The organism is Pseudomonas sp. A-R-19 (assembly GCF_019956575.1).
GTDB lineage: Bacteria > Pseudomonadota > Gammaproteobacteria > Pseudomonadales > Pseudomonadaceae > Aquipseudomonas.
The window spans coordinates 80,114-103,047 of the sequence record NZ_JAHBDR010000039.1 but is presented as its reverse complement, the minus strand read 5'-3'; the positions used below and the strand labels follow the sequence as shown (position 1 = coordinate 103,047).

Sequence of the window (22,934 nt, the reverse complement as noted above, 5' to 3'; positions counted from 1 at the left end):
GTCCTTGAGATCGCCATCGCCGGCAAGCCGGGCTCCTACAAAAGCGGCTTGGCAGGTAGGTTGCTCAAACCACCAGATTGTTCATCTCGCAGTACTCTTCCCACTCGACGCCCAACACCTCGGCCGCTTCCTTGTGCAGTTTCAGGCGTTCTGTCTCGTACTCCTCAGGCGTCGAGGTGTACTTGAGGGTCAGTTCCCATGGCTGCAAACCCTGGGCTTCGGCCTCGTCCTCGAAAGCCCATTGAATCTGGTCTTTCTGATCATCGGGACTCAAGTCCTTGATCTCGTCCATCAGCTCGGGGGCATCCAGCACGTACTTCTTCAGCGCTTCTTCGTGTCTGGCTTCTTGGGTCAATTCTTTTATTGTCATGGCGTTCTCGTTGATCTGGGGAATGGAAGATGGATCTGGATCATCAAGGATCTCTCTGACGCAAAAAAACCGTATGAAGCACGGTTTATCTGGCCTTCAGAACCATTCGGGATCATCTGAAAACAAGTCTTGCTGGTGCCCGAGACAGGAATCGAACCTGCGACCTTCGCGTTACGAGTGCGCTGCTCTACCGGCTGAGCTACACGGGCGGTGGGCTAAACCTAGCATTGACTTCAGGGGCAGGCAACTTCCGGAACGTCTCAATTTCCTGCAGACAAAAAAATGCCCCACAGCTTTCACTGCAGGGCATTTTTTACAACGCTGAAGCGGTCAGGCGTGAGGCGTAATTAAACGCCCGAAGCCTTGGCTGCTGCCACGTCTTTGATGGACAGCTTGATACGGCCGCGGTTGTCCACGTCCAGTACCAGTACTTCCACTTCCTGGCCTTCTTTCAGGATGTCGGTCACTTTCTCAACGCGAGCGTCGCTCAGCATCGAGATGTGAACCAGGCCGTCCTTGCCCGGCAGGATGTTGACGAATGCGCCGAAGTCGACGATGCGCTCAACCTTGCCGACGTAGATCTTGCCGATTTCAGCTTCAGCGGTAATGCCCAGTACGCGCTGACGAGCAGCTTCTGCCGCTTCCTTGGTTTCGCCGAAGATCTTGATCGAACCGTCGTCTTCGATGTCGATCGAAGCCTTGGTCTCTTCACAGATCGCACGAATGGTCGCGCCGCCTTTACCGATAACGTCACGGATTTTGTCGGTGTCGATTTTCATCGCGATCATGGTCGGAGCGTTGGCCGACAGCTCGGTACGCGACTGGCCAATGATCTGGTTCATCTGGCCGAGGATGTTCAGGCGCGCTTCCAGGGCTTGGCCCAGAGCGATCTCCATGATCTCTTCGGTGATGCCTTTGATCTTGATGTCCATCTGCAGCGCGGTAACACCTTTGGCGGTACCAGCTACCTTGAAGTCCATGTCGCCCAGGTGGTCTTCGTCACCGAGGATGTCGGTCAGGACTGCGAATTTCTCGCCTTCTTTAACCAGACCCATGGCGATACCGGCAACCGGCGCTTTCATCGGCACACCAGCGTCCATCAGGGCCAGGGAAGCACCGCAAACGGAAGCCATCGAGCTCGAACCGTTGGATTCGGTGATTTCCGAAACCACACGGATGGTGTACGGGAACACGTCAGCGGCTGGCAGCATGGCCGAAACCGAACGACGGGCCAGACGGCCGTGACCGATTTCACGACGACCAGCGCCACCCATGCGACCACACTCGCCTACCGAGAACGGAGGGAAGTTGTAGTGCAGCATGAACGGGTCTTTTTTCTCGCCTTCCAGGGTGTCCAGCAGCTGTGCGTCACGGGCAGTGCCCAGTGTTGCAACAACCAGAGCCTGGGTTTCACCACGGGTGAACAGTGCCGAACCGTGAGTCTTCGGCAGAACGCCGACTTCGATGTTCAGTGGGCGTACGGTTTTGGTGTCGCGACCGTCGATACGTGGCTTGCCGTTTACGATGTTTTCGCGAACGGTGCGGTATTCGATTTCGCCGAAAGCAGCTTTGACTTCGCTGGACGAAGGCTGGCCTTCTTCACCGGACAGCTTGGCAACCACCTGATCCTTCAGCTCACCCAGGCGAGCGTAACGGTCGGCCTTGATGGTGATGGTGTAAGCCTGGGAGATCGCTTCGCCGAACTCGGCACGGATAGCGCCCAGCAGTTCGGTGGCTTCTGGAGCAGGAGCCCAGTTCCAGGTTGGCTTGGCAGCTTCAGCGGCCAGTTCTTTAACAGCGTTGATCACAACCTGGAATTCGTCGTGAGCAAACAGTACAGCGCCCAGCATCTGGTCTTCGGTCAGCTCTTTGGCTTCCGATTCAACCATCAGCACGGCGTCGGAAGTACCGGCAACGACCATGTCCAGGCTCGAAGCAGCTTGCTGCTCGTAAGTCGGGTTCAGCAGGTAGCCGGTGCTTTCGTGGAAAGCTACGCGAGCGGCGCCGATCGGGCCGTCGAACGGGATGCCCGAGATAGCCAGGGCAGCCGAGGTACCGATCATCGCAGCGATGTCCGGATCGGTCTTCTTGCTGGTCGAAACGACGGTGCAGACTACCTGCACTTCGTTCATGAAGCCTTCAGGGAACAGCGGACGGATCGGACGGTCGATCAGTCGGGAAGTCAGGGTTTCTTTCTCGGAAGGACGGCCTTCGCGCTTGAAGAAACCGCCAGGGATCTTACCGGCAGCGTAAGTCTTTTCCTGGTAGTGAACAGACAGAGGGAAGAAGCCCTTGCCTGGATCGGCTTGTTTTGCACCGACTACGGTCACCAATACGCTGACGTCGTCGTCAACGGTGACCAATACTGCGCCGGAGGCCTGACGGGCGATACGGCCAGTCTCGAGGGTAACGGTCGACTGACCGAACTGGAATTTTTTGATTACCGGGTTCACGGTGTCCTACCTTCTTTGTGGCTCTTGGGGGAACTGGTTTCTTGCGAAATTCTTGGGCAATGTCGGGAATCGGCCCGACTGGCTTGTCCAGGTGTTACTCAGGCAAAGCAGGTATCCAGATAAAACTTGAGGCTGGGAGCCTGCCATGCACCTGCGGGAAACCCGCTGGTGCACGACAGACAACCAACCTCTAGCGCAATCGCTTATTAGCGACGCAGACCCAGGCGACCGATCAGAGTCTGATAGCGACCCAGATCCTTGCCTTTCAGGTAGTCCAGCAGCTTACGACGCTGGTTTACCATGCGGATCAGACCACGACGGGAGTGGTGATCTTTACCGTTGGCCTTGAAGTGACCTTGCAGCTTGTTGATGTTGTGGGTCAGCAGTGCAACTTGCACTTCTGGCGAACCGGTGTCACCAACAGCTTGCTGGTAGTCAGCAACGATTTGAGCTTTTTCTTGAACGTCGAGAGCCATGAGGCAATCCTTTTATCAGGAAACTGTTTCAGAAAAACAGTTTCAACAGGCCAGGGACAAATCCCTGTATCTAAAAATGAGTCGTGACCGTGCCTGTTAACAGCCACACTCGCCGACCTGCTGTTACACAGGCCGGTTCCGGTCATTCTGACCGAATCAAACGACGCGGCGCGATGCGCCCGTCTTCGCTCACTTCACCGATACCGATGAAGCGACCATTGTGATCCTGTACTCGCACCATGCCGAACTTCGGAGCATCCGGGGCACGTACCGGTTGGCCGTTAAGCCAGTAGAACGCGCTCGCTTCCGAGAACTGCAACAGTGGCCAATCCAGCAGGCCGCTGTCCGATGGCATCAGGAAGCGATCGACCGCTTCATTGCCGCCTTCGGCATGTACTGCTTCCAGCTCTTCCAGGGTAACCGTCTGCGCCAGGGTGAATGGCCCGGCCTGGGTACGTCGCAGTTCTGCAACGTAAGCGCCACAACCGAGTTGCTCACCGATATCCTCCACCAGGGTGCGGATATAGGTGCCTTTAGTGCAATCCACCGACAGCCGCGCAGTATCACCTTCGAAGGCCAGCAATTCCAAGCGCGTAATAGTAACAGAACGCGGTTCGCGCTCCACTACTTCGCCTGCACGAGCCAGCTTGTACAGCGGCTGGCCATCGCGCTTGAGCGCCGAGTACATTGGCGGTATCTGACTGATTTGCCCACGAAATTTCGGCAGCACAGCTTCGACTTCGGTGCGACCAACGGTCACCGGACGTTCCTGCAAAACTTCACCCTCGGCATCCGCCGTGGTGGTGGTCTTGCCCAATTGCGCCAGGGTTTCATAACCCTTGTCGGAATCGAGCAGGTATTGCGAGAACTTGGTCGCCTCGCCGAAGCACAGCGGCAACACGCCGGTGGCCAAGGGATCGAGACTGCCGGTATGACCTGCCTTTTCGGCGTTCAGCAACCAGCGAACCTTCTGCAAGGCCGCGTTGGAGGTGAACCCCAGCGGCTTGTCGAGAAGGATAATGCCGCTGACGTTACGACGGATACGTTTGACCTGAGCCACCGATTACTCCTTGGTGTCTTCGGCTTCTGCCGCAACCGGATGCTGATTGTCTTCAGCCACTGCGCGCTCGATCAATGCCGACAGGTGCGCGCCACGCACGACGCTTTCGTCGTAGTGGAAGTGCAGCTGTGGAACGCTGCGCAGCTTCATCTCGCGAGCCAGCTGCATGCGCAGGAAACCGGCGGCGGAGTTGAGCACCTTGATGCTTTGTGCGATTTCCTCGGCGCTGTCCTGCCCCATCACGGTGATGAAGATCTTGGCGTGACCGACGTCACGGCTGACTTCCACTGCGGTAATGGTGACCAGGCCGACGCGCGGGTCTTTTACTTCACGACGGATCAGTTGTGCCAGCTCACGCTGCATCTGATCGCCGATGCGTTGGGTACGGCTATATTCTTTTGCCATGTCCTGTTACCTGTTACTGCCCCACGGTGAAACCCGTGAGGTCTGAAAGCGGCAAACGCCCGGCCTGACAAAAGCCAGACCGGGCGTTGCGTTTAGAGTCCTGGTGGCGAGCTGCGCACTTGCATGCGGCTACCCGTCACGGCTCTTGAAGTGCGCGAATTAGAGGCTGCGAGCAACCTGCACCTTCTCGAAGACTTCGATCTTGTCACCGACCTTGACGTCGTTGTAGCTCTTCACGCCGATACCGCATTCCATGCCGGCACGTACTTCGGAAGCGTCATCCTTGAAGCGACGCAGGGATTCCAGCTCGCCTTCGAAGATAACGATGTCTTCACGCAGTACACGGATTGGACGGTTACGGTGAACAACACCTTCGATAACCATGCAACCGGCGATCGCGCCAAACTTCGGCGAACGGAACACGTCACGCACTTCGGCGATACCCAGGATGTTCTCGCGAACGTCGCTGCCGAGCATGCCGGTCAGGGCTTTCTTGACGTCTTCGATGATGTCGTAGATCACGTTGTAGTAACGCATATCCAGACCTTCCTGCTCGACGATCTTGCGCGCACCGGCATCGGCACGCACGTTGAAGCCGAACAGTACAGCGTTGGAGGCCAGAGCCAGGTTGGCATCGGATTCGGTGATACCACCGACGCCGCCACCGACCACACGCACTTGCACTTCGTCGTTACCCAGGCCGTTCAAGGCACCGTTCAACGCTTCCAGCGATCCACGGACGTCGGATTTGAGGACGATGTTGAGCGTCTTCTTCTCTTCCTGGCCCATGCTTTCGAAGATGTTTTCCAGCTTGCCTGCGTGAGCACGAGCCAGTTTGACTTCGCGGAACTTGCCTTGACGGAACAGAGCCACTTCACGGGCTTTCTTCTCGTCGGCAACCACGCTCATCTCGTCGCCAGCGTCCGGGGTACCGTCCAGGCCGAGGATCTCGACAGGGATGGCCGGACCGGCTTCCTTGATTGGCTTGCCGTTCTCGTCGAGCATGGCGCGAACGCGGCCATAGTTCGAACCGACCAGGACCATGTCGCCCTGGCGCAGGGTACCGTCTTGAACCAGAACGGTAGCCACCGGGCCACGGCCCTTGTCCAGGCGGGACTCAACCACTACGCCACGACCAGGAGCCGATGGAGTTGCAGTCAGTTCCAGGACCTCGGCTTGCAGCAGTACCGCTTCGAGCAGTTCGTCGACGCCAGTACCCATCTTCGCCGAAACCGGTACGAATGGCGTGTCACCACCCCACTCTTCCGACGTCACGCCGTGTACCGACAGTTCGCTACGAATGCGATCGAGGTCAGCACCTGGCTTGTCGATCTTGTTCACAGCCACGACCAGCGGAACACCCGCAGCCTTGGCATGCTGAACAGCTTCGATGGTCTGCGGCATTACGCCGTCGTCCGCTGCAACCACCAGGATCACGATGTCGGTCGCCTTGGCACCACGGGCACGCATTGCGGTAAACGCGGCGTGACCAGGGGTATCGAGGAACGTCACCATGCCACGGTCGGTTTCAACGTGGTATGCACCGATGTGCTGGGTGATGCCGCCGGCTTCGCCAGCTGCAACCTTGGCACGACGGATGTAGTCGAGCAGGGAAGTCTTACCGTGGTCAACGTGGCCCATTACGGTCACGACTGGTGCACGGGAAACTGCCTCGCCTTCAAACTTCAGGGACTCGGCCAGGGAATCTTCCAGGGCGGTGTCGCTGACCAGGGTCACTTTGTGGCCCAGCTCTTCGGCAACCAACTGGGCAGTTTCCTGATCCAGTACCTGGTTGATGGTCGCTGGAGTACCCAGTTTGAACATGAACTTGATGATTTCAGCAGCCTTCACCGACATCTGTTGAGCGAGGTCGCCAACAGTGATGGTTTCGCCGATCTTCACTTCGCGCACGACAGGGCCGGTTGGGCTCTGGAAACCGTGGGCGTTGCGCTTCTTCAGCTTGGCCTTGCCGCGACCACCACGACGGAAGCCATCGCTTTCTTCGTCGGTAGTACGTGGGGCAACGCGTGGCGCAGGCGCCTTTTCCTTGACCGAAGCACGATGCGGAGCGTTTTTGCGCTCGCCATCGCCGCTACCGCGACGATTGTTGTCGTCGGCACGTGGCTTGTCCGGACGACGCTGTTCGTCACGCTTGCGAGCGTCTGCCGCAGGAGCCGGAGCAGCTGCCACAACCGGTGCGCTTTCACGCACAGGTTCGGCTACCACAGCAGGCGCTGCAACAGGTTCGGCTGGAGCGGTCTGCGCAGCAGCAGGCTGGCGACGCGCTTCTTCTTCGGCGCGACGCTTGGCTTCTTCTTCAGCCTTCTGACGTGCAGCATTTTCTACTGCGCGACGTTCATCCAGTTCACGCTTGCGCTCGGCTTCGATTTCTTCCGGGCTGCGCTGTACGAAGACTTTCTTCTTGCGTACTTCAACGCTGATGCTTTTGCTGCCAGCAACCCGCAGGGTGCTGGTGGTTTTACGCTGCAGCGTAATCTTGCGTGGTTCTTCCACTTTCGCCTTGTGGCTGCTTTTCAAGTGAGTCAGCAACGATTGCTTCTCACTGTCAGTCACACTTTCTTCGGCGGCGGTGTGCGGCAGACCTGCCTCACGCATCTGCTGCAACAGGCGCTCTACCGGTGTTTTGACCTCATCGGCCAGTTGTTTCACCGTGACTTGCGTCATGCACTTCTCTCCTCAGGCCGCGCCTAATTACTCGAACCAGTGGGCTCGGGCGGCCATGATCAACTTGCCGGCACGATCATCGTCAATGCCGTCGATGTCGAGCAGGTCGTCAATAGACTGCTCGGCCAGGTCTTCGCGGGTAATTACGCCGCGCACCGCCAGTTCCATCGCCAAATCCTTGTCCATACCCTCAAGCGAGAGCAGGTCTTCGGCCGGATGGGCGTCTGCCAGCTTTTCCTCAGTAGCGATGGCTTTGGTCAACAAACGATCCTTGGCACGAGCACGAAGCTCGTTGACGGTTTCTTCGTCAAAGCCGTCGATGTTGAGCATTTCTTCCAACGGTACGTAGGCAATCTCTTCCAGGCTGGTGAAGCCTTCATCTACCAGCACCTGCGCCAGGTCTTCGTCGACTTCCAGCTCGTCGATGAAGTTGCGCAGGATGTCGCCGGTTTCTGCTTGCTGCTTAGCCTGGATGTCCGATTCGGTCATCACGTTCAGGGTCCAGCCAGTCAGCTGGCTGGCCAGACGCACGTTCTGACCACCGCGACCAATGGCCTGAGCCAGATTGTCTGCGCCAACGGCGATGTCCATTGCGTGGGCATCTTCGTCAACAATAATTGCCGCAACCTCGGCCGGGGACATGGCGTTGATCACGAACTGAGCCGGGTTGTCGTCCCACAGAACGATATCAACACGCTCACCGCCCAACTCACCCGACACTGCCTGGACGCGCGAACCGCGCATACCGATGCAAGCGCCCTGCGGGTCGATGCGTTTGTCCTTGGAGCGGACGGCGATCTTGGCGCGGGATCCCGGATCACGGGACGCAGCCATCACTTCGATCAGGCCTTCGGCAATTTCCGGCACTTCGATGCGGAACAGCTCGATCAGCATTTCCGGCGCGGTACGCGACAGGATCAGCTGCGGGCCGCGGTTCTCTGTGCGGATTTCCTTGAGCAGCGCACGCAAACGCACGCCAACCCGGAAAGTTTCGCGAGAAATGATGTCTTCACGGGCCAGCAACGCTTCAGCGTTGTTGCCCAGATCAACGATCACGTTGTCGCGGGTGACTTTTTTCACGGTGCCGGAGATGATTTCACCCAGGCGCTCGCGATAAGCGTCAACAACCTGAGCGCGCTCGGCTTCGCGAACTTTCTGCACAATGACCTGCTTGGCAGTCTGTGCAGCGATGCGCCCGAACTCGATGGACTCGATTTTCTCTTCGACGACGTCACCGACCTTGGCGCCAGGGTGCGTTTCAGCAACCTTGCTCGGCCAGGTTTCGATGGCCGGATCGTCCAGGTCTGCTTCCTCGACGACCGTCCAGCGACGGAAAGTCTCGTAGGCACCCGTGTGGCGATTGATTTCCACACGCAGATCAACTTCGTCTTCGAAACGCTTTTTGGTCGCAGTGGCCAGGGCCAGCTCCAGCGCTTCAAAAATAACGTTTGCCGGTACACCCTTTTCGTTGGATACCGACTCAACAACCAGCAGTACTTCTTTGCTCATCGTACGCCTCGCCTTTCGCAAGCCATTGGATCCGCGGGATCCGCAGTATCTGGCACGCCTCAGTCAAAACTGGGAATAATGTTGGCCTTGTCGATCATATCGATCGGCAACAGGAACTCGTGGTCTTCCACCTGCACCACGACATCCTGCTCTTCTACGCCGCGCAGAAGGCCCTGAAAGTTGCGTCGTCCTTCAAAAGGCGAGCGCAGCTTGATCTTCACTTGTTCACCGGCAAATTTTGCAAACTGCTCAAGAGTGAACAGAGGGCGTTCCATGCCAGGCGAGGAAACTTCAAGGGTGTACTCAACGGTGATTGGATCTTCAACATCCAGCACACCGCTGATCTGACGGCTGACGATGGCACAATCGTCCACCAGCACGCCGCCCTCTTTATCGATATAAACGCGCAACATCGAGTGACGACCCTGAGCCGAAAACTCGATACCCCAGCATTCATAGCCTAGGGCCACGACCACCGGGGCCAGCAAGGCCTGCAACTCTTCTAGCTTGCTCGACACCTGAACCCCCTAGTGCATGTATGTGCATGCTATGCAAAATAAAAAAATGGGCGAAACGCCCATCCTTGAAACGCCGTCGAACAGCGGCGTAGAAAGTGTCCAGCTAACAAAAAGCCCCTTAAAAGGGGCTCCTTAAACTGGTTGCGGGGGCCGGATTTGAACCGACGACCTTCGGGTTATGAGCCCGACGAGCTACCAGACTGCTCCACCCCGCGACAAAGCTGGGGCGGAAGTATACGACCGATCCCCTACAGGGTCAATGTAACCTTCCACCTGCAAGAAAGCCCGCAACAGCGGGCTCTCCTGACTAATTGGTACCGAGAAGGGGACTCGAACCCCTACACCCTATGGGCACAACCACCTCAAGGTTGCGTGTCTACCAATTCCACCACCTCGGCAATACTACGTTTGAAACCCTTCTTACTTCTGCTCTTGAGCTGGAGGTACGTCAGTCGCTGGAGTAGCCGACTTTTGCTCTTGAAGCACCGGGACATCATCAGAAGCCGGTTGTTGCTTTGGAACTTCCAGTACCGCTGGGTTTGGCAGACCTACTTGAGTCAGCTGGTGAGCCTTCTCTTTAGCAAAGTAACCTAACCCCAAGCTGGTTATGAAAAAACCTGCGGCAAGTATAGCAGTAAACTTACTAAGAAAGGTAGAGGAACCTTGGCTTCCGAACACAGTATTTGAAGCACCTGCTCCGAAAGACGCGCCAGCGTCCGCACCTTTACCCTGCTGCAGCAAAACCAGAGCTACTACGCCCAATGCACCCAGCAGATGAAAAACGACTACGACTGTTTCCAGCATTTTTTCAGTTTCCCGCGGCGCGACAAATCGCACCGAACTCATCTGCATTCAGGGAAGCCCCACCAATGAGGCCCCCATCGATATCCGGCATGCCGAACAGTTCGACCGCATTGGCCGCCTTCACGCTGCCGCCGTATAGAAGCCGCACACCTTGTGCGACCTCAGAATTCTCTGCCGCCAACTGAGCGCGAATGGCTGCATGCACATCCTGCGCCTGTTGCGGCGTTGCAGTCAGCCCGGTACCAATGGCCCAGACCGGCTCGTAAGCGATCACTGCCTTGGCAAAGGCACCGACACCCAGCTCCTCAATGATACTGCCAAGCTGACGCGAGACAACCTCAAGAGTCTTTCCAGCTTCACGCTGCTCAAGGGTTTCCCCTATGCACAACACCGGAATCAAGCCACATGCCTGCGCCGCTGCGAACTTGCGAATCAGCACCGCGTCCTGCTCGCCCATAATCTGGCGGCGTTCGGAGTGCCCGACAAGTACCAGGGAACAACCTGCATCCACCAACTGACTCGGTGCAACTTCACCGGTCAACGCACCTTGTCCGGATTCCACCGCAGCATTCTGCGCGCCGACCGAAATCGACTTTCCTTCCAGGCCATCAATCACTTGATTGATATGCAGGAAAGGCGGGAATACCGCGACATCAACACCGCTCGGCAAGGCCAAGTCACGAAGGCCGTTGATCAGCTCAGCGACGCTGGCGCGGGTACCGTGCATCTTCCAGTTACCAGCTACCATAGGGCGACGCATGCTGTACCTCGTCGGTCAAAGTGGGCGCAGATGTTACCCAACACAATCAAGGCTGGCAAGCCGAATTCAGGCAGAAACTTCAGTAACCAGTTTTGCCAGCTCTTCGGCATAGCCGCGAACCAGGGTTTCGTCTTCGCCTTCGACCATGACACGCACCAGCGGCTCGGTACCGGACTTGCGCAACAGCACACGCCCCCGACCTGCCATGGCCTTGGTCACACGCTCGCTGGCTTCCTTGACCGACGGGTGTTCGAGAGGGTTTGCACCGCCACCGAAACGCACATTGATCAGCACCTGAGGGCACTTGCGCAACGCCTGACGCGCTTCAGCCAAACCTTGCCCGCGGGTTTTCAACGCCATCAGCACCTGCAACGCGGCAATAATCGCATCACCAGTGGTGGTGTGATTGAAGCAAACGATATGACCCGAATTTTCGCCACCGACCAGCCAGTTGCGCTCCAGCAGATCAGCAATCACATAACGGTCACCCACATTGGCGCGAACAAAGGGGATCGCCAGGTCGGCCAAGGCCAACTCCAGCCCCAAGTTGCTCATCAGCGTACCGACTACACCACCTTGCAGCTTGTCTCGCTCATGCAGGGCGCGAGCAATGATGAACAGCAACTCATCACCATCGACGATGGCTCCCGTGTGATCCACCATCAACACCCGGTCGCCATCACCATCGAAGGCGATACCCAGATCGGCGTGCTCAGCCAGCACAGCCGCCTGCAGCTGCCCCATATGGGTCGAGCCGCAGTTGTCATTGATATTCAAACCATTGGGCTGCGCGGACAAGACCACGACCTCGGCACCCAACTCACGAAACACACTCGGCGCCACTTTATAGGTCGCACCATGGGCGCAGTCGATCACAATCTTGAGGCCGGTAAAGCTGGTACCGGTCGGCACACTGCTCTTGCAGAATTCGATATACCGACCCGAGGCGTCATTGATTCGCGACACCTTGCCGATCTTGCTCGACTCAACCACAGTCATCGGGGTATCGAGCAGCTCTTCGATCATGTGCTCGACTTCATCCGGTAGCTTGGTGCCCTTGCCGGAGAAAAACTTGATGCCATTGTCATCATGCGGATTGTGCGAGGCACTGATGACGATGCCCGCTTCGGCATGAAAGGTACGCGTCAGGTAGGCAATCGCCGGGGTTGGCATCGGACCAAGGAGCATGACATCGGCACCCGCCGAGGTCAGCCCTGCTTCAAGCGCAGACTCGAACATGTAGCCGGAGATACGGGTGTCCTTGCCTACCAATACCTTGCAGGCGCCCATCTTGCGGAACGCCATACCTGCTGCCCAGCCGAGCTTGAGCATGAAATCAGGAGTAATCGGGTATTCACCGACACGCCCACGAATACCATCGGTACCAAAATATTTTTTGCTCATAAGTGCTCCATCATTCTTATTCGGCTGATTCCACTGCGGCGATCATCCGCACCACATCCACTGTTTCGGCTACATCATGGACGCGCAATATACGCGCACCTTTCGCCGAAGCCAGCGCTGCGAGCGCCAAACCACCATACAGCCGGTCTCCCACCGGACGATTCAATGCCTGACCAATCATGCTCTTTCGCGAAACCCCGACCAACAGGGGCCGCCCCAAGGCATGCAGGGCTTCCATATGCTTGAACAAGCTTAGGTTGTGCTGCAAGGTTTTAGCGAAACCAAAGCCGGGATCAAGAATGATCCGCTCAGCGGCAATTCCCGCCAATGAACATTGATGCATGCGCTCGGCAAGAAACTCACCGACCTCCCTTGTAACGTCCTGGTACTGCGGATCGTCCTGCATATCGCCGGGCTCCCCCAGCATATGCATCAGGCAAACCGGCAAGCCAGTGGCCGCCGCCGCATCCAGGGCACCATCGCGACGCAACGAACGTACGTCATTGATCAATCCGGCGCCCAGGCGCGCGGTTTCACGCATGACAGCCGGCGTTGAGGTGTCGACCGAGATGATGACGTCCAGCTCGCGAGCAATGCGCTCGACGATGGGCGCCACGCGCTCCAGCTCCTCCAGGGGCGACACCGCCCTGGCGCCAGGCCGGGTGGACTCGCCACCGACATCGATCAGCGTCGCGCCGGCCGCCACCATGGCTTCGGCGTGGCGCATGGCCGCGTCGAGCTGGCTGTATTGGCCACCATCGGAGAAAGAGTCAGGAGTGACATTGAGAATACCCATGACATGCGTCTGGGCCAAATCAAGAACCCGGTTGCCGCAAGGCAACCGGGTCGAGGACTGAACAGAAGTCATTTCAAACCTTATACGTCAGCAGCAGGACCGCCGATCGGTGTTTCCGGACGCTCGTCCTGCACCACCGGAGGGGTGCCGGAGGTACCTGTGCCACCCGACCAGTCGCGCGGCTCGCGCGGCGTACGCCCTGCCATGATGTCGTCGATCTGCTCGGCATCGATGGTTTCGTACTTCATCAAGGCATCGGCCATCGCGTCGAGCTTGTCACGGTTGTCCGTGAGAATCTGCTTCGCCGTGCCATAGCACTGATCGATGATGCTGCGCACTTCGGAGTCGATCAGCTTGGCTGTCTCACCGGAGAAGCTCGCACTCTGACCGCCACCGCCGCGACCAAGGAACACTTCGCCTTCTTCTTCGGCATACATCAACGGACCGAGTTTTTCCGAAAGACCCCACTTGGTCACCATGTTCCGCGCAATCTGGCTGGCGCGCATGATGTCGTTGGAAGCACCGGTGGTCACGCCATCGAAGCCCAGGGTCATTTCTTCAGCGATACGACCGCCGTACAGCGAGCAGATCTGGCTGATCAATGCACGCTTGGACAGGCTGTAACGGTCTTCTTCCGGCAGGAACATGGTCACACCCAGCGCACGACCGCGCGGGATGATCGACACCTTGTACACCGGATCATGCTCAGGTACGACACGACCCACAATGGCGTGGCCCGCTTCGTGATAAGCCGTGTTCTGCTTTTCTTTCTCGGACATGACCATGGATTTGCGCTCGGCGCCCATCATGATCTTGTCTTTGGCCAATTCGAATTCTTTCATCTCGACGATGCGCTTGCCGGCACGGGCAGCGAACAACGAGGCCTCGTTCACCAGGTTAGCCAGGTCGGCACCGGAGAAGCCTGGAGTACCACGAGCGATCACGGCCGGGGCAACGTCGTCGCCCATCGGCACTTTGCGCATGTGAACCTTGAGAATCTGTTCGCGACCACGGATGTCCGGCAGACCCACAACAACCTGGCGGTCGAATCGGCCCGGACGCAGCAGCGCAGGGTCCAGTACGTCAGGACGGTTGGTCGCGGCAATCACGATGATGCCGTCGTTCATTTCGAAGCCGTCCATCTCGACCAGCAACTGGTTGAGAGTCTGCTCGCGCTCGTCGTGACCACCACCCATGCCAGCACCACGATGGCGACCGACCGCATCGATTTCGTCGATGAAGATGATGCATGGAGCGTGTTTCTTGGCCTGCTCGAACATGTCACGAACACGGCTGGCACCGACACCGACGAACATTTCGACGAAGTCGGAACCGGAAATGGTGAAGAACGGTACTTTGGCTTCGCCGGCGATAGCCTTGGCCAGCAAGGTTTTACCGGTACCTGGAGGACCAACCATCAGCACGCCGCGTGGAATGCGACCACCCAGGCGCTGGAACTTGCCCGGATCGCGCAGGAACTCGACCAACTCACCGACTTCTTCCTTGGCTTCGTCGCAACCGGCAACGTCAGCCAGGGTGGTTTTCACCTGATCCTCGGAGAGCAGGCGCGCCTTGCTTTTACCAAAGCTCATCGGCCCGCCCTTGCCACCGGCACCGCCCTGCATCTGCCGCATGAAGAACATGAACACGGCGATGATCACGAGGATAGGGAAGCTGGCGACCAGAAGCTGAGTCCAGATGCTTTGCTGCTCAGGCTGCTTGCCTTCGACCACGACGTGGTTATCCACCAGGTCGCCGATCAGGCCGTTGTCCTGGATCGCCGGGCGAATGGTCTTGAAGCTGTCGCCATCGTTGCGCTTGCCGGTAATCACGTAGCCATCAACCGCGACGCGCTCGACCTTGCCATCCTTGACCTGCTGGATGAAGTCGGAATAGTTGAGGGTCTGCGGCTCGTTAGGGCTGGAGAAGTTGTTCATCACCGTCACCAGGACAGCCGCGATGATCAACCACAGGATCAGATTCTTTGCCATATCGTTCAATTAACTACCCTCTGAAGCAAGCTCCGCTACTGGCGCGCGCTTCGCATGATATTCACCGGCCTAACTTACTACATTACCTACGACTTGGCAGGCGCCGTCTGTAACCCTTTGTGAAACACTTTCTACACAATATTCGCTTATGCACGCGAGGCGAAATACGAAAAACCTATCGCCCCGGCCAAAAAAGCTCGTTTTATTCACTGCGACCGCGATAGCCCCAAGCCAGCATGTATTGCTCGCGAGAGCTGCCACGAGAAGAATCCGGCTTGATCATCTGGATCTTGTCGAATTTCTTACGGGCGTCCTTCAGGTAAACATCGAAACCTTCACCCTGAAAAATCTTGATCACGAAATTACCACCAGGCTTGAGTATCCGCTCCGCCAGATCAAGCGCCAGCTCACACAGGAACATGGCTTTGGGCATGTCCACTTCAGGCGTACCACTCATATTGGGGGCCATATCGGAAATCACAAGGTCCACCTGCGAATTACCCACGGCCTCAAGGATCCGAGCGAGCACTTCGTCCTGGGTGAAGTCACCCTGAATGAAAGTTACGTCCGGAATGCTGTCCATTTCCAGGATGTCCGAGGCGATCAGACGCCCCTGACCACCGATCAGCCGACTGGTAACCTGCGACCAGCCACCGGGCGCTGCACCCAGGTCGACAACGCTCATGCCCGGACGAATCAGTTTGTACTTCTCCTGGATTTCCAGAAGCTTGTAACTCGCCCGCGAGCGGTAGCCGTCCTTCTGCGCCTGCTTCACATAGGGATCATTGACATGTCTTTTCAGCCACTCAAGGCTTGTCTTGGAACGCGCCATTGGGCACCTCGATGATAAGGGTCGTGATTAGTTGGGCGGAGTCACGAACCCTCGGGTAAAATGGCCGCCATTTTACAGAATCCAGACGAAAGGGTCAGATTATGCCGCTCACTCAAGAGCAGAAGAAACAGTACAAATCCATTGGCCACCATCTGAAACCGGTTCTGATTGTGGCAGATAATGGTTTGACTGAAGGTGTGTTAGCCGAACTCGAACGCGCTTTGGCGGATCACGAGCTGATCAAGATCAAGCTCAACATCCTCGATCGTGAATCGCGCCTGGCGTCCATTGCAGAGCTCTGCAAGGTCGGCAAAGCGGACCTGGTCCAGGTCATCGGCAAGATGGCACTGATCTACCGCAAGAACTTCAGCGTCAACAAGCAGCTGTCGAACGTCCATCGTTTCAAGTGATGGCAAGGGTCAGGGGTGTGCTTCGCGCACCCTGCCACTCCATCCCGGCACCGGCTGCAACACCAGCACCAGCCCGGAAAAGCCCAGAACAAGATAGCTGAACGTCTGCCAACGCAGCGCATCCGGCCAACCGAAACGCACCGCGAAGTACATCGCGCACGCACACAGCGCCATCAACAGCAGTTGTCCGCGAATTTCTCGCCATAGACTGGCAAGGCCCTCGGTCTTGATCAGCACCAAAGCCTGAAAAATCACACACGCCGTAGCGAATCCCACTACGAGTGCATTGAGCGTGCCTGCGATTTCATCGATCAGCAGCGGCGCCAGGCCAATTAGCCCCAGCACCGGCAACAGACCAATCTGCAACAGCCACAAGCCGCCGACCCACAACATCTGGGCCAGCTGCCAAAGCATGGCGCCCGCACGAAGCGGGCGCCGGCCTTCAGATGTGACGAACTTCGACAATCTCGTACTCGATAACGCCACTTGGCGTTTTCACCGCAACCACATCGCCCTCTTCCTTGCCGATCAAGGCACGAGCCAAGGGCGAGCCGACTGAAATCTTGCCAAGTTTGAAGTCAGCTTCATCCTCACCCACGATGTGGTAAGTGACGCTTTCATCAGTCTCGACGTTGGCGATTTCGACGGTGGTGCCGAAGATAACCTTGCCAGTGTGAGGAATGGTCGTGACGTCGATGATGACCTGATTCTGAATCCGGCCTTCGATGTCACGAATCCGCGCCTCGACCATACCCTGCTGCTCGCGAGCAGCGTGGTATTCGGCGTTTTCCTTCAAGTCACCCAACTCGCGGGCCGTACCGATGTCCTGGCTGAGCTTCGGACGAACGACCTTGGTCAGGTGAGTGTGCTCTTCTTCCAGGGCGCGAGCGCCCTGAACGGTCATTGGGTACTTCGTTATGCTCATGCCTTCAATCCTGCGTGTAGATCCTGCAAGCGGCGTACGGTCTTCTCGGGACCGAACTTCAGCGCTTCGCAGATGGCTTCGCCAGCAGCAATGGTGGTGGTGCAGTAGATCTTGTGCTGCAGGGCGTTGCGACGAATGGAATAGGAGTCAGCGATCGACTGACGGCCTTCGGTGGTGTTGATGATCAGGGTGACTTCGTCATTCTTGATCATGTCGACCACGTGCGGACGACCCTCGGTCACCTTGTTAACGCGGCGTACTTTCAGGCCTGCAGCTTCAATCAGCTTGGCAGTACCGGCAGTGGCGACCACTTCGAAGCCCAAGTTGATCAGATCACGGGCCACGCCCGCAACCAGTGGCTTGTCGTCGTCACGCACGCTGATGAACGCAGTACCGCCGGTCGGCAGCACTTCGCTGGCGCCCATCTGGGCCTTGGCGAATGCTTCACCGAAGGTGTCGCCCACGCCCATCACTTCACCGGTGGACTTCATCTCTGGGCCGAGGATCGGGTCAACGCCAGGGAATTTGGCGAACGGGAACACCGCCTCTTTCACGCTGTAGAAGTTCGGAATGATTTCCTTGGTGAAGCCGATTTCCTTCAGGGTTTTACCGGCCATGACGCGAGCCGCGATCATTGCCAGGGAAACACCGATGCACTTGGACACGAACGGTACGGTACGGGAAGCGCGCGGGTTGACCTCGATGACGTAGATGTCGTCGCCTTGCAGCGCCAACTGTACGTTCATCAGGCCGATCACGCCCAGTTCCAGGGCCATTTTCTTGACCTGTTCGCGCATCTCGTCCTGGATGTGCGCCGGCAGCGAGTACGGCGGCAGCGAGCAAGCGGAGTCACCGGAGTGAACGCCAGCCTGTTCGATGTGCTGCATGATCGCGCCGATCACCACGTCTTTGCCGTCGCAGACCGCATCGACGTCCATTTCGATCGCGCAGTTGAGGAAGTGGTCCAGCAGCACCGGGCTGTCGTTGGACACTTGAACCGCTTCGCGCAGGTAGCGCTTGAGTTCTTCTTCTTCGTAGACGATTTCCATCGCACGACCGCCCAGTACATAGGACGGACGCACCACCAGCGGGTAACCGATCTTGCTGGCGGCACGAATCGCTTCGTCTTCGCTGCGCACGGTAGCGTTTGGCGGCTGACGCAGGTTCAGGCGCTGGACCATCTGCTGGAAGCGCTCACGGTCTTCGGCGCGGTCGATGGCGTCAGGGCTGGTGCCGATGATCGGCACGCCGGCGGCTTCCAGGGCACGCGCCAGTTTCAGCGGGGTCTGGCCGCCGTACTGGACGATCACGCCTTTTGGCTTCTCGACGCGAACGATTTCCAGCACGTCTTCCAGGGTCACTGGTTCGAAGTACAGGCGATCGGAGGTGTCGTAGTCGGTGGAAACAGTTTCCGGGTTGCAGTTGACCATGATGGTCTCGTACCCGTCATCGCGCAGGGCCAGTGCCGCGTGTACGCAGCAGTAGTCGAACTCGATGCCCTGGCCGATACGGTTAGGACCGCCGCCCAGGATCATGATCTTGTCGCGACCCGATGGCGCGGCCTCGCACTCTTCCTCGTAGGTCGAGTACAGGTAAGCGGTATCGGTGGCGAACTCGGCAGCGCAGGTGTCGACGCGCTTGTAGACCGGGAAGATTTCCAGCTTGTGACGGTGAGCACGCAAGCTCTTCTCGGTGACACCCAGCAGCTTGGCCAGGCGCATGTCGGAGAAGCCTTTGCGCTTGAGACGGAACATCAGGTCGCGGTCGATGCTGGTCAGGCCCAGGGTCTTGACCTTCTCTTCTTCCTTGATCAGGTCTTCCATCTGCACCAGGAACCAAGGGTCGATCATGGTCATGCCGAAGATGTCTTCGACAGTCATGCCGGCGCGCATTGCGTCCGCCACGTACCAGATACGCTCGGCGCCCGGCACGGTCAGCTCGCGCTTGAGCACGCTCATGCTTTCCGGATTGCTCAGATCAACCTTCTCGTCCAGGCCGCAAACGCCGACTTCCAGACCGCGCAGGGCTTTCTGCAGGGATTCCTGGAAGGTACGGCCGATGGCCATGACTTCACCGACCGACTTCATTTGCGTGGTCAGGCGGGCGTCGGCTTTCGGGAATTTCTCGAAGGCAAAACGCGGCAGCTTGGTCACGACGTAGTCGATGGACGGTTCGAAGGACGCCGGAGTCTTGCCGCCGGTGATGTCGTTCGACAGCTCGTCGAGGGTGTAGCCCACGGCCAGCTTGGCCGCGACCTTGGCGATCGGGAAACCGGTGGCTTTCGAAGCCAGTGCCGAGGAACGCGATACACGCGGGTTCATCTCGATCACGACCATGCGGCCGGTGTTCGGGCAAATACCGAACTGCACGTTGGAACCGCCGGTTTCAACGCCGATCTCACGCAGTACCGCCAGGGAGGCGTTGCGCAGGATCTGGTATTCCTTGTCAGTCAGGGTCTGTGCCGGTGCCACGGTGATCGAGTCACCGGTGTGCACGCCCATCGGGTCGAAGTTTTCGATGGAGCAGACGATGATGCAGTTGTCCTTCTTATCGCGGACAACCTCCATCTCGTACTCTTTCCAGCCGATCAGCGATTCGTCGATCAGCAGCTCTTTGGTCGGCGACAGGTCCAGACCACGGGCGCAGATTTCTTCGAACTCTTCACGGTTGTAAGCGATACCGCCGCCGGTGCCGCCCATGGTGAAGGACGGACGGATGATGCACGGGAAGCCGAGCTTCTCGAGGACCGCATTGGCCTCTTCCATGCTGTGGGCGATACCGGAACGCGGGCACGCCAGGCCGATGGATTTCATCGCCTTGTCGAAACGCGAGCGGTCTTCAGCCTTGTCGATGGTGTCAGCGTTGGCACCGATCATTTCTACGCCGAACTTCTCCAGAACGCCTTCGCGCTCCAGGTCCAGGGCGCAGTTCAGAGCGGTCTGGCCACCCATGGTTGGCAGCAGCGCGTCCGGACGCTCTTTCTCGATGATCTTGGCAACGGTCTGCCACTTGATCGGCTCGATGTAAGTAGCGTCGGCCATGGCCGGGTCGGTCATGATGGTGGCCGGGTTGGAGTTCACCAGGATGACGCGGTAGCCCTCTTCGCGCAGGGCTTTACAGGCCTGGGCGCCGGAGTAGTCGAATTCGCAGGCCTGGCCGATTACGATCGGGCCAGCGCCGAGAATAAGGATGCTTTTAATGTCTGTACGTTTTGGCATGGGTTTGTCACTCAAATCCGCAGGTCAGTCGGCAAGCCGTCTTGTTCAATCTCTGACTTGAGGGGGCCACCGGCATCGGGACCGCCCTCAAGCCTTGCTACATCAAGGCGAGCGATCAGCGTCGCTTGGCCATCTCGTTGATGAAGCGATCGAACAATGGCGCTACGTCGTTCGGGCCAGGGCTGGCTTCCGGGTGACCCTGGAAGCTGAAGGCGCTCTTGTCGGTACGCTCGATACCTTGCAGGGTGCCGTCGAACAGCGATTTGTGAATCGCGCGGACGTTGGCTGGCAGGGTCGCTTCGTCTACCGCAAAACCGTGGTTCTGGCTGGTGATCATCACCACACCGCTGTCCAGGTCCTGGACCGGGTGGTTGGCACCGTGGTGGCCATGGCCCATTTTCAGGGTCTTGGCGCCGGAGGCCAGGGCCAGCAGCTGGTGACCGAGGCAGATACCGAAGACCGGGATCTCGGTTTCCAGCACGTCCTTGATCGCCTGGATCGCGTAGTCGCAAGGCTCCGGATCACCAGGGCCGTTGGACAGGAACACGCCGTCCGGCTTCAGGGCCAGTACGTCGGCAGCAGGGGTTTGCGCCGGCACGACGGTCACGCGGCAACCGCGCTCGACCAGCATGCGCAGGATGTTCACCTTGACGCCGTAGTCGTAGGCAACCACGTGGTATGGCAGCTCGGAGGCGTCGATGGTCGCGTGGCTGTCGGTTTTCAGATCCCAGACGGTCGAGCGCCACTCGTACTTCTCTGTGGTGCTGACGACCTTTGCCAGGTCCATGCCCTTGAGGCCAGGGAAACCCTGGGCGGCGGCGATGGCGGCTGCTTCGGAAATGTTGTCACCGGCCATGATGCAGCCGTTCTGCGCGCCTTTTTCACGCAGGATGCGTGTCAGGCGGCGGGTGTCGATACCGGCGATGGCCACAACGTTGTTGGCCTTCAGGTAGTCGGACAGGGACATCGTGTTACGCCAGTTGCTCGCAACCAGTGGCAGGTCACGGATGACCAGGCCGGCAGACCAGACGCGGTTGGACTCGGCGTCTTCCGGCGTGGTGCCGGTGTTGCCGATGTGCGGGTAAGTCAGGGTAACGATCTGTTGGGCGTAGGAAGGATCGGTAAGGATTTCCTGATAGCCGGTCATTGCGGTGTTGAACACCACCTCACCAACGGTCTGACCGTCGGCTCCAATGGCTTCGCCGCGAAAAATGCTGCCATCAGCAAGGGCGAGTATGGCTGGCTTAGTCAAGAAGACCTCCCGTAAATAAAGCCTGAAAGGGCGATCGCAGGTTGTAAAAAAGCGGAGTGACGTATGGACACGTCACCCCGCTTCTTCACTGAATTATTCTGCGCGCTTTTAGTGGACACACTAAAGCTGTAGCTTACAGAAAAAGGCCTTTTTGGTCTACCGCCAATGAGCCTTAAAGGCTGGAGAATGCGACAGGACGTCGCTTGGCGGAACAAAACCGGGCTCAAACGCTGTGCGCGAGCCCGATTTCGGGTGCATCTTAACGCAGATCGAGCACGTCTTGCATGTCGTAAAGGCCAGGCTCGCGCCCCTCCAGCCACAACGCAGCACGTACCGCGCCCTTGGCGAAGGTCATGCGACTGGACGCCTTGTGAGTGATCTCGACACGCTCGCCATCGGCGGCGAACAGCACGGTGTGGTCACCAACGATGTCACCGGCACGCACCGTGGCGAAACCAATGGTCTCGCGATCACGAGCGCCGGTCTGACCCTCACGGCCATACACCGCCACCTTCTTCAGATCACGGCCCAGCGCATCGGCAATCACTTCACCCATGCGCACGGCAGTGCCGGACGGCGCATCGACCTTATGCCGATGGTGAGCTTCGGTGATTTCGATATCGACATCGTCGCCCAACACTCGAGCGGCCGTGTCGAGCAACTTCAGGCACAGGTTGACGCCGACACTGAAGTTGGCCGCGAAGACAATCGGAATGTCCTTGCCCGCTTCCGCCAGCAGCTGCTTTTCTTCAACGCTGAAACCGGTGGTACCGATGATCATCGCCTTGCCGTGCTTACGGCAGAAAGCCAGGTTCTTCAGGGTCACCGTCGGGTGCGTGAAGTCGATCAGCACGTCGAACTCGTCGACCACCCGAGCCAGATCACCAGACAGAGGCACGCCGATACGACCCAGCGCTGCCAACTCACCGGCATCCGCGCCGACCAGCGTGCTGTCGGGACGATCCACCGCCGCCGTCAGACCGGCGCCCGGGGTTTGCTGCACCGCTTCAATCAGGGTCTTGCCCATGCGCCCGGCGGCGCCCATCACTGCAATACGTCGCATGCC

20 protein-coding genes and 3 tRNA genes are annotated in these 22,934 nt (G+C 58.2%); 1 reads left to right on the top strand and 22 read right to left on the bottom strand.

What is annotated here, in order from left to right; all coding sequences use genetic code 11:
- Positions 1–64: 64 nt before the first annotated feature.
- The 17 genes from KGA88_RS07980 to rlmE all read right to left on the bottom strand — a co-directional run bounded on the left by KGA88_RS07980 (position 65) and on the right by rlmE (position 16,063).
- Positions 65–370 carry a DUF6388 family protein gene (locus tag KGA88_RS07980; RefSeq protein WP_223590052.1) on the bottom strand — a complete coding sequence of 102 codons (306 nt, stop codon included), beginning with the start codon at positions 368–370 and terminating at the stop codon, positions 65–67.
- Positions 371–503: 133 nt separating this feature from the next.
- Positions 504–579: transfer RNA gene (locus KGA88_RS07975), tRNA-Thr, on the bottom strand.
- Between the two features lie 138 nt (positions 580–717).
- On the bottom strand, positions 718–2,823 hold the full coding sequence (pnp, locus tag KGA88_RS07970; RefSeq protein ID WP_053117036.1) for a polyribonucleotide nucleotidyltransferase: 2,106 nt from the start codon (positions 2,821–2,823) through the stop codon (positions 718–720).
- 206 nt (positions 2,824–3,029) lie between these two features.
- Entirely contained in the window at positions 3,030–3,299 is a 270-nt protein-coding gene (rpsO, locus tag KGA88_RS07965) for a 30S ribosomal protein S15 (protein ID WP_003177875.1), read from the bottom strand.
- A gap of 142 nt (positions 3,300–3,441) precedes the next feature.
- Positions 3,442–4,359, bottom strand: a complete 918-nt coding sequence (gene truB / locus KGA88_RS07960) for a tRNA pseudouridine(55) synthase TruB (RefSeq protein WP_223590049.1) — start codon at positions 4,357–4,359, stop codon at positions 3,442–3,444.
- Positions 4,360–4,362: 3 nt separating this feature from the next.
- The gene (gene rbfA, locus KGA88_RS07955) at positions 4,363–4,764 is read right to left on the bottom strand and encodes a 30S ribosome-binding factor RbfA (protein WP_007973108.1); all 402 of its coding nucleotides are present in this window, start codon (positions 4,762–4,764) and stop codon (positions 4,363–4,365) included.
- A 159-nt stretch (positions 4,765–4,923) separates the two neighbouring features.
- Positions 4,924–7,449 (bottom strand): translation initiation factor IF-2, encoded by a 2,526-nt coding sequence (gene infB / locus KGA88_RS07950; RefSeq protein ID WP_223590047.1) that lies wholly within the window; start codon positions 7,447–7,449, stop codon positions 4,924–4,926.
- Positions 7,450–7,476: 27 nt separating this feature from the next.
- A complete protein-coding gene (gene nusA / locus KGA88_RS07945; protein ID WP_007900474.1) occupies positions 7,477–8,958 on the bottom strand; it encodes a transcription termination factor NusA in 1,482 nt (493 codons plus the stop codon).
- Positions 8,959–9,017: 59 nt separating this feature from the next.
- Positions 9,018–9,476, bottom strand: coding sequence for a ribosome maturation factor RimP (gene rimP / locus KGA88_RS07940; RefSeq protein WP_064387885.1), 459 nt, complete (start codon positions 9,474–9,476; stop codon positions 9,018–9,020).
- Positions 9,477–9,614: 138 nt separating this feature from the next.
- Positions 9,615–9,691 (bottom strand) — tRNA-Met (locus KGA88_RS07935).
- Between the two features lie 97 nt (positions 9,692–9,788).
- Positions 9,789–9,874 (bottom strand) — tRNA-Leu (locus tag KGA88_RS07930).
- Between the two features lie 22 nt (positions 9,875–9,896).
- The gene (secG, locus tag KGA88_RS07925; protein WP_017336473.1) at positions 9,897–10,280 is read right to left on the bottom strand and encodes a preprotein translocase subunit SecG; all 384 of its coding nucleotides are present in this window, start codon (positions 10,278–10,280) and stop codon (positions 9,897–9,899) included.
- A gap of 4 nt (positions 10,281–10,284) precedes the next feature.
- A complete protein-coding gene (tpiA, locus tag KGA88_RS07920; protein ID WP_223590044.1) occupies positions 10,285–11,040 on the bottom strand; it encodes a triose-phosphate isomerase in 756 nt (251 codons plus the stop codon).
- Positions 11,041–11,106: 66 nt separating this feature from the next.
- A complete protein-coding gene (gene glmM / locus KGA88_RS07915) occupies positions 11,107–12,444 on the bottom strand; it encodes a phosphoglucosamine mutase (RefSeq protein WP_110657833.1) in 1,338 nt (445 codons plus the stop codon).
- Between the two features lie 16 nt (positions 12,445–12,460).
- Positions 12,461–13,312: a dihydropteroate synthase gene (gene folP, locus KGA88_RS07910; protein ID WP_110657830.1), complete on the bottom strand. Its 852-nt coding sequence runs from the start codon at positions 13,310–13,312 to the stop codon at positions 12,461–12,463.
- 8 nt (positions 13,313–13,320) lie between these two features.
- Positions 13,321–15,231: an ATP-dependent zinc metalloprotease FtsH gene (gene ftsH / locus KGA88_RS07905; protein WP_015093436.1), complete on the bottom strand. Its 1,911-nt coding sequence runs from the start codon at positions 15,229–15,231 to the stop codon at positions 13,321–13,323.
- Positions 15,232–15,433: 202 nt separating this feature from the next.
- A complete protein-coding gene (gene rlmE / locus KGA88_RS07900) occupies positions 15,434–16,063 on the bottom strand; it encodes a 23S rRNA (uridine(2552)-2'-O)-methyltransferase RlmE (RefSeq protein ID WP_110657828.1) in 630 nt (209 codons plus the stop codon).
- Between the two features lie 101 nt (positions 16,064–16,164).
- On the opposite strand from rlmE, the gene KGA88_RS07895 reads away from it, so the two are divergent.
- Positions 16,165–16,473, top strand: a complete 309-nt coding sequence (locus KGA88_RS07895; protein WP_007942889.1) for a YhbY family RNA-binding protein — start codon at positions 16,165–16,167, stop codon at positions 16,471–16,473.
- A 9-nt stretch (positions 16,474–16,482) separates the two neighbouring features.
- Here the strand turns inward: KGA88_RS07895 and KGA88_RS07890 are convergent, their stop codons facing one another.
- The 5 genes from KGA88_RS07890 to dapB form a co-directional block, all read right to left on the bottom strand.
- Positions 16,483–16,887, bottom strand: coding sequence for an MFS transporter (locus KGA88_RS07890; protein WP_110657826.1), 405 nt, complete (start codon positions 16,885–16,887; stop codon positions 16,483–16,485).
- Between the two features lie 28 nt (positions 16,888–16,915).
- Complete coding sequence (greA, locus tag KGA88_RS07885; RefSeq protein ID WP_056728592.1) at positions 16,916–17,392, bottom strand: transcription elongation factor GreA; 477 nt, start codon at positions 17,390–17,392, stop codon at positions 16,916–16,918.
- Positions 17,393–17,394: 2 nt separating this feature from the next.
- The gene (gene carB / locus KGA88_RS07880) at positions 17,395–20,616 is read right to left on the bottom strand and encodes a carbamoyl-phosphate synthase large subunit (protein ID WP_110657824.1); all 3,222 of its coding nucleotides are present in this window, start codon (positions 20,614–20,616) and stop codon (positions 17,395–17,397) included.
- 115 nt (positions 20,617–20,731) lie between these two features.
- Complete coding sequence (gene carA, locus KGA88_RS07875) at positions 20,732–21,868, bottom strand: glutamine-hydrolyzing carbamoyl-phosphate synthase small subunit (RefSeq protein ID WP_110657822.1); 1,137 nt, start codon at positions 21,866–21,868, stop codon at positions 20,732–20,734.
- Between the two features lie 259 nt (positions 21,869–22,127).
- The gene (gene dapB, locus KGA88_RS07870) at positions 22,128–22,931 is read right to left on the bottom strand and encodes a 4-hydroxy-tetrahydrodipicolinate reductase (protein ID WP_110657820.1); all 804 of its coding nucleotides are present in this window, start codon (positions 22,929–22,931) and stop codon (positions 22,128–22,130) included.
- Between the last annotated feature and the right edge of the window lie 3 nt (positions 22,932–22,934).

Excerpts from the sequence above, each read along its gene's own strand:
- dapB (WP_110657820.1), bottom strand. The coding sequence starts at position 22,931 with ATGCGACGTATTGCAGTGATGGGCGCCGCCGGGCGCATGGGCAAGACC.
- rbfA (WP_007973108.1), bottom strand. The coding sequence starts at position 4,764 with ATGGCAAAAGAATATAGCCGTACCCAACGCATCGGCGATCAGATGCAG.
- KGA88_RS07895 (WP_007942889.1), top strand. The coding sequence starts at position 16,165 with ATGCCGCTCACTCAAGAGCAGAAGAAACAGTACAAATCCATTGGCCAC.
- folP (WP_110657830.1), bottom strand. The coding sequence starts at position 13,312 with ATGACTTCTGTTCAGTCCTCGACCCGGTTGCCTTGCGGCAACCGGGTT.
- rpsO (WP_003177875.1), bottom strand. The coding sequence starts at position 3,299 with ATGGCTCTCGACGTTCAAGAAAAAGCTCAAATCGTTGCTGACTACCAG.
- tpiA (WP_223590044.1), bottom strand. The coding sequence starts at position 11,040 with ATGCGTCGCCCTATGGTAGCTGGTAACTGGAAGATGCACGGTACCCGC.
- infB (WP_223590047.1), bottom strand. The coding sequence starts at position 7,449 with ATGACGCAAGTCACGGTGAAACAACTGGCCGATGAGGTCAAAACACCG.
- rlmE (WP_110657828.1), bottom strand. The coding sequence starts at position 16,063 with ATGGCGCGTTCCAAGACAAGCCTTGAGTGGCTGAAAAGACATGTCAAT.
- secG (WP_017336473.1), bottom strand. The coding sequence starts at position 10,280 with ATGCTGGAAACAGTCGTAGTCGTTTTTCATCTGCTGGGTGCATTGGGC.
- KGA88_RS07890 (WP_110657826.1), bottom strand. The coding sequence starts at position 16,887 with ATGCTTTGGCAGCTGGCCCAGATGTTGTGGGTCGGCGGCTTGTGGCTG.
- KGA88_RS07980 (WP_223590052.1), bottom strand. The coding sequence starts at position 370 with ATGACAATAAAAGAATTGACCCAAGAAGCCAGACACGAAGAAGCGCTG.
- ftsH (WP_015093436.1), bottom strand. The coding sequence starts at position 15,231 with ATGGCAAAGAATCTGATCCTGTGGTTGATCATCGCGGCTGTCCTGGTG.
- glmM (WP_110657833.1), bottom strand. The coding sequence starts at position 12,444 with ATGAGCAAAAAATATTTTGGTACCGATGGTATTCGTGGGCGTGTCGGT.
- nusA (WP_007900474.1), bottom strand. The coding sequence starts at position 8,958 with ATGAGCAAAGAAGTACTGCTGGTTGTTGAGTCGGTATCCAACGAAAAG.
- carB (WP_110657824.1), bottom strand. The coding sequence starts at position 20,616 with ATGCCAAAACGTACAGACATTAAAAGCATCCTTATTCTCGGCGCTGGC.